Source organism: Blautia sp. OM07-19, assembly GCF_003481595.1.
Taxonomy (GTDB): Bacteria; Bacillota; Clostridia; order Lachnospirales; family Lachnospiraceae; genus Blautia_A; species Blautia_A intestinihominis.
In genome coordinates this window covers 1-6275 of sequence record NZ_QULA01000064.1, presented here as the reverse complement: position 1 = coordinate 6275, position 6275 = coordinate 1, and the positions used below count along the sequence as shown (strand labels likewise).

The 6275-nt window shown below is 36.7% G+C and carries 6 protein-coding genes; 2 read left to right on the top strand and 4 right to left on the bottom strand.

Features of this window, described 5'->3' with window-relative positions; translation table 11 throughout:
- Positions 1 to 29: 29 nt before the first annotated feature.
- Positions 30 to 959 carry an ABC transporter ATP-binding protein gene (locus DXC01_RS19510; RefSeq protein WP_118699658.1) on the bottom strand — a complete coding sequence of 310 codons (930 nt, stop codon included), beginning with the start codon at positions 957 to 959 and terminating at the stop codon, positions 30 to 32.
- A 101-nt stretch (positions 960 to 1060) separates the two neighbouring features.
- A complete protein-coding gene (locus DXC01_RS19505) occupies positions 1061 to 1747 on the bottom strand; it encodes a response regulator transcription factor (RefSeq protein WP_118699657.1) in 687 nt (228 codons plus the stop codon).
- Positions 1748 to 2166: 419 nt separating this feature from the next.
- On the opposite strand from DXC01_RS19505, the gene DXC01_RS19500 reads away from it, so the two are divergent.
- Both DXC01_RS19500 and DXC01_RS19495 read left to right on the top strand, forming a co-directional pair.
- The gene (locus tag DXC01_RS19500) at positions 2167 to 2544 is read left to right on the top strand and encodes a plasmid mobilization protein (protein ID WP_117547092.1); all 378 of its coding nucleotides are present in this window, start codon (positions 2167 to 2169) and stop codon (positions 2542 to 2544) included.
- The gene (locus tag DXC01_RS19495) at positions 2531 to 4177 is read left to right on the top strand and encodes a relaxase/mobilization nuclease domain-containing protein (protein ID WP_118699656.1); all 1647 of its coding nucleotides are present in this window, start codon (positions 2531 to 2533) and stop codon (positions 4175 to 4177) included. Before DXC01_RS19500 ends, DXC01_RS19495 begins: the two co-directional genes overlap by 14 nt.
- A gap of 49 nt (positions 4178 to 4226) precedes the next feature.
- On the opposite strand, the gene DXC01_RS19490 is transcribed toward DXC01_RS19495, so the two are convergent.
- Together DXC01_RS19490 and DXC01_RS19485 are read right to left on the bottom strand one after the other, a co-directional pair.
- The gene (locus DXC01_RS19490; RefSeq protein WP_117547090.1) at positions 4227 to 5144 is read right to left on the bottom strand and encodes an Abi family protein; all 918 of its coding nucleotides are present in this window, start codon (positions 5142 to 5144) and stop codon (positions 4227 to 4229) included.
- Positions 5145 to 5292: 148 nt separating this feature from the next.
- Positions 5293 to 6213: a YodL domain-containing protein gene (locus DXC01_RS19485; protein WP_117547089.1), complete on the bottom strand. Its 921-nt coding sequence runs from the start codon at positions 6211 to 6213 to the stop codon at positions 5293 to 5295.
- Positions 6214 to 6275 lie beyond the last annotated feature (62 nt).

The following is a 6275-nucleotide window of genomic DNA, read 5'->3' as shown; positions in this document are numbered from 1 at the left end:
TTTTTCTCAACCTTCTTTCTCGGAATTCCCTATATTTGAATTATACAAGAAGCTCCTATTTTACTTAGAAAGTAATCTTCCAAAGTATCGCCTGATACCGAAAGCCCTGTAACAAGAATGTGCGACTCTGCCAGGATAGACGCAACAAGCTCTAAATCATTTAAATAATCATACAATCGAATCGTGCCATCCGGCATGAGTCTAAAGTTATCTGTATGGAGATTATCTTCTAAAACCATCACTGTTTTCTGGACATCTGTAGTTTTTATTGAAATATGACGTTTGCAACGTTCATTTAAATCATGGTCAGAAATTTCCTCTATAATTTTTCCATGGTCAATCAGAATAAATTCTGATGCCGTTTGATACAGTTCTTCCAGAATATGACTGGAAACCAAAATAGTCATTCCATATTCCTTGTTTAAGGATTTTAATAAATTTCTGATTTCTACAATTCCAGCAGGGTCAAGACCATTGATGGGCTCATCTAAAATCAACAACTCTGGCGTGTTTAAAAGCGCAATCGCTATTCCCAATCGCTGACGCATACCTAATGAGAAATTACGAACACTTTTTTTACCTGTATCTTGCAACCCAACCATATCTAACGTTCTTTTAATAATTGATTTGTCTGGTATACCACGTTGGATACGCTGTACTTCCATATTCTGATATGCAGTCATTGCTGGAAATAGTGCAGGGGTTTCAATCATACATCCAATTCGTTTGCGTTGTTTCTGCAATTCTTCTTTACTTGACTTTCCCCATAAAGCAAGTGTGCCGCTTGTAGGAAATGCAAGTCCAGTGACTAATCTTAAAAATGTAGTCTTTCCAGCTCCATTCTGACCAATAAATCCATAAATTTTGCCTTTTTTAATTTGTAAATTTATGTGGTCTAATGCTATTGTCTGTTTATATTCTTTGGTTAAGCCTCGTGCTTCTAAAATAATTGAATTCATACTCCAAACCTCCTTTACTTTAAACATTATAATAAGTAATCATAAAGAATTTCTTAAATATGAAAGATAAGAGCTAAAAAAAGAATAAAGCCAAGGAATTGTTAATCCTTAGCTTTATGTAAACGATAGCCAATACCCCAGACAGTATCTATAAATTCTTTATCAGGGCATATAGCTTTTAATTTGTTTCGCAAATTGCTGATATGAACATTCAGAGTATTATCTTCGGTAAAATATTCTGTATTCCAAATACTTTGAAAAAGATTTGATTTTGAAAACACTTTATCTGGATATTTCATCAATAATTCCAAAATTGCAAATTCTTTGGCAGTCAACGACAATTCTACTCCATTTAAAGTTGCTGTATTTTTTTCTAAGTCCAAAGATAAATTGTCATACTGTAAACATTCTGCCGAACCATTTTGAAACTGTATTCTCCGCAGATTACTTTCAATTCTGGCAAGCACCTCTTCCATATCAAAAGGCTTTGTAATATAATCATCTGCACCCAGTCGAAGCAAGTCAATTTTATTTTGTGTAGTTTCTTTTGCTGAGATAATAATAACAGGCATTGTAAATTGTTTACGTATATCAGCTAAAATAATATCACCGCTTCGATAAGGAAGCATAATATCAAGTATAATCAAATCAATTTTTTCTTTGCGTAAGAAATCTAAAACATGAAGTCCATCATATTGACAATGTACAGCATATCCATTTTCTCTTAAAAAGTCAGCAAGAAGCGTATTTATTTCTATATCATCTTCAATAATCACTATTTTCTTCATTATTGTACCCCGTTTCTATAATGTACTTTCTCATTATATATTTTCATGACGATTTTCTCAATACCATTGTACCTCTCAATTATATATGTGACATCATATGAAATACCACAATATTTATTCAAAAAACATTCTATATTTGAACTACTCTTTTCCTTTTTTTATGTAAATTGGCTTATATATAAAGCAATCATTTTTAGAGCAAGTTTCGCAATGTCAGACAAAAACCCCTACGGGATTTTGTCTGCCTTGCAACTTGATGGGGATTTCGTTTCCCCATACCCTCGACCACAACCAAAGATGTGTGTATTGGTTCCCATTTGCATGGTCACAGCGTGATGCTTTTTCATCACTTGCTTTCACAGCTTACTGTGAACTTTCTATTTTTCCTGCGGAACCTTTATACCAGAAAGGAACATTGAATGACACGACCACAAAAAGAAACGGACATGAAACGAGAACACCGGGTAACCATCCGCTTGACAGATACAGAGTTTTCTATCATAGAAAATGCAGCAACACAGGCAGAAATGAGTATTTCAGAATACATGAGAACTCAAACTATGGAAGGAAAGGTAAATGCACGATTTGAAATTGTTGCTGACGTCAATCAGATTAAAAAACTAATCGGTGAGTTTGGTAAGATTGGCAGCAACCTAAATCAGATTGCCCGATATTTTAATCAGGGTGGAATCCTCTCTTCAGAAATGAGAAATGAAATCCGAAAGTCTCTCCGGGATATTTATGAAATGAAATATGAAGTGATGAAAATGGCAGGTGATTTCCGTGGCAGTAATTAAACATATCGCAAGCAAAAACTCTGACTACGGAGAATCGGAACGGTATCTTATCTTCCAACACAACGAGTATACGCAAAAACCGATTCTGGATAAAGAAGGACATATGATGTTGAGAGAAGAATATTATCTGGACGGTCTGAACTGTGATCCATTCTCTTTTGCATCTGAATGTCAGGAGCTGAACAGCTACTACCACAAGAACAAAAACTTCAATGAGATAAAATCCCATCATTATATCATCAGCTTCGACCCGAAAGACAGGGATGAATGTGGATTGACCGGTGAACGTGCCCAGCAACTTGGATTAACTTTTGCAAAGAAAAATTTCCCCGGTCATCAGGCTTTAGTCTGCACTCATACTGATGGTCATAACGAAAGTGGAAATATCCATGTACACATCGTAATCAACAGTCTCCGTAAATATGACATACCACAAGAACCCTATATGGAATTTGACTGTGAAGCAAAAGCCGGATACAAGCACCATCTAAGCACAGCATACCTTATCCATTTAAAACAGGAAGTTATGGATATGTGTAAAAAAGAAGGACTACATCAGGTTGATCTGCTCACTCCTGCTGAAAGAAAAATCACAGAAAAAGAATATTGGGCACAACGCCGGGGACAGGAAAAACTCGATAAGTTAAATCAGAAAATGAAAGAAGATGGAATCACTCCAAAGGGAACTCGTTACCAGACAGAGAAACAATTTCTTCGTGACGCTATTGATGATGCTGCAAGTACCGCCCGATCACCAGAAGAATTTTCAAAAATCCTTGATGAAAAATATCACATTATCTTCAAGATCAGTCGAAACCGGTACAGCTATCTTCACCCTGGCAGAAAAAAATATATCACTGGAAGAAATCTTGGAACCAGATACACAGAAGATTTTCTCTTGAAAACATTTGAGGAAAACACAAAATCCCATAAAGAACAGAAAGAAGAAATTCTGGAACAGCAGACTCCGAATACTTCCACAGATTCGCCAACTGTTCCTTTCTCCGATACTTCTGCTATCCCTGCACCATTCATTTTCATAAAATCAGATCTCCGGCTTGTCATAGATCTGCAAACCTGTATTAAAGCACAGCAGAGCGAAGCCTATGCTCAAAAAGTAAAGCTCACCAATTTAAAGCAGATGGCTCAGACTGTTGCCTACATACAGGAACATGGCTATGATTCTCTTGATGATTTCCATGCAGCACTCGATCAGGCATCAGACCAGACCAGTGCTTCCAGAAAATCTTTAAAAGATACTGAACAGCAACTTAAAGATGTGAATGAGCAGATTCATTTTACCGGACAATATCTGGCATATAAAAATGTGTACGCAGATTATCGCAAAAGCCGAAACAAGGAGAAATTTTATGAAGAACACCAGGCAGAACTTTCCCTGTATGACGCAGCCCTCCGAACACTCAGAGAAAAATCTGGCGGGAATAAATTGCCTTCCATGAAAGCTCTCTATGCTGAAAAGGACCGGCTTGTTGAATTGAAGGAGAGACAGCGTGAAGATTTTTCTAATCACCGGGATTATGAACGGGAACTTCGCACTGTGTCTGCGAATATTGATATGATTCTTAAGAAGAATTACGAGCAACTACATGATAGAAAAGAGCCAAATTTATAGAGACACATTAAAAGGGACAGATTGCTCCTCTGTCCCTAAAAATATATCTCTATTTTTCTAACTGCTTATACCAATCTTCCGGAAACCCTATATGTCTCAATGATATATCATTCTCATATTCTTCTACAATAGCTTTTAATTCTATCAAGACTTTGTTGATCCATTCTTTTTTGTCTGGATATAATAATTTTAATACAAGTATTTGTGAAAACAATTTTCTGTTTGGTGACATTTCTAATTCCCTTGGCATTTTGGGTAATGCGGGAAATGACCAATAATACAGCCTTGAATAATGTGCGCAACGGTTTCTTAAATCAGTGATGCAACGTAACCAGCTTTTTAAACAGGCCACTGATGTACCATATAATTCTTTTGCTAAATATTTCTGGTCACCAGACTGCAAATCTGCATAAAAGTAGGACAACATTCCCATTGAAAAAAATTCAACAATAACCCATATAGGAAAATTTCCGCCATACTTTTCTTTATGGTGCTGAACTACTGATGTACTTTTATTTTCCTCTATACATACATTTAACAGTTTCACAAACTTTTCATGATTGTGCCTGTCATTGTAAATAGCCCCATCCATATATCCTAAAGCCCCATGAACATGTCCACTGTAATAGGCTAATTGCGTTCTTAAATATAATTCAACTTTTTCTATATAATTAAATAATACACCACGCAATCTACTGTCAAATTCATAGATTCTTTGAATTCTGTGAAAGTTTATATTTGAAAAATACGTCCCATCCTTTTTTCTAAACGGAAGGAAATAAGCAGATAATCTATAATAATTCGCCTGTTTTAAAAATCTGATACATTCTGTATCATTATCTATAATAAAACCCTTTTCTTTAATAATTTCAACTTGTTGAGCAAAGGTTTTCGGTTGTTTCATTACCTGTACAGTTGCTTCATTATTTTTCAACTTTTCATTTTTAATTTCACTTGTATTCACCATTATTTCTCCAAAAATAAAAATGTCTCCCCATGGGACACATCACTTGCGTGAGAGGTGCGGGGAGTCCTGTTAATGTTATGATATGATATTCGAGAGAAAAAATCAACCATTTTTTTATATTACCCTCAAAAATTCTGGCAAGACTTTTTTACTTCTTCTTCCTTTCCATTTCTTCTTCCATCGCCTTCTGTTGTTGTGGCTGTCCTTTGCCTTGACTGGCTATCTTCTTCTGATGATTGCGGAGCCGTTTCAGTACCGATCTCCGTGGAGCGTTCTTATCCTTTTTCTTTGGAGTGTTGTTCATCAGTCCGTCAATCATATTGTAATTGGCTTCTTCTGCCATCTCTGCACTGCGAAGATATTCTCCATTATCCATGACCTTCTGCCAGTTTGCCAGCTCTGGTTTCTTCTTTTGTGTTTCTCCGGATTGTAATTGTTCGGTCTGGGATTGTACCTGCATTTCCTGTTGTTTCTTTTGTTCCTGTGCCTGCTCTGCCTGTTGCTGCATGAAGTTCTGGATGTTCCGTCTGGCTTCTTCATCAAAGCCATTGTAACAGTCATTCATAACTACGGCACCTTCTTCACTAAGAATCACATAGGCTGCTCTTGTCCCATACTCCTCATGTTCCATCAGAAACCATTTCTTTTCGTTCATCAGGATATAATCCTGTGCAAGCCATGTCCCTTTCTTTCCTTCGATTTCATATCCGGTCGTATCAATGGAGAGTCTGGTATCGGAAGAACTTTTGATTGTGAGAAATTCCGGAATGATGATAAAACCATCTTTGTTGACATAGTAAGCTGTGGTTTTTCCATCGTCGGTGATGACGATCACATCACTGCAACCAATGGAATGACCTCTGAAGTTCTTCGGTCGCTGTTTCTGTAAACGGAGTTTAATGTCAGCCGGAGTTTCCCCCGGCTGGATTCTTCCAATATACACCTGCTGATAGTTTTCTATCTGGACTGTTCTTCCTTCGCCTTTCAGTTTCTCGTAAGAACGGAAACGGACATCCCGGTACTCTGGGGTATCTTTTACCTGATATACTGCACACTGACTTGTACTCATTCTTCTTCCTCCCTATATAGTCAAGTCTTTTTTCCTTGAAAATCAAGGATTTTTTAGTGTTT

What these genes read in the sequence shown, in the direction of transcription:
- DXC01_RS19485 (WP_117547089.1), bottom strand. Translation starts at nt 6,213, where the DNA reads ATGAGTACAAGTCAGTGTGCAGTATATCAGGTAAAAGATACCCCAGAG.
- DXC01_RS19505 (WP_118699657.1), bottom strand. Translation starts at nt 1,747, where the DNA reads ATGAAGAAAATAGTGATTATTGAAGATGATATAGAAATAAATACGCTT.
- DXC01_RS19510 (WP_118699658.1), bottom strand. Translation starts at nt 959, where the DNA reads ATGAATTCAATTATTTTAGAAGCACGAGGCTTAACCAAAGAATATAAA.
- DXC01_RS19500 (WP_117547092.1), top strand. Translation starts at nt 2,167, where the DNA reads ATGACACGACCACAAAAAGAAACGGACATGAAACGAGAACACCGGGTA.
- DXC01_RS19490 (WP_117547090.1), bottom strand. Translation starts at nt 5,144, where the DNA reads ATGGTGAATACAAGTGAAATTAAAAATGAAAAGTTGAAAAATAATGAA.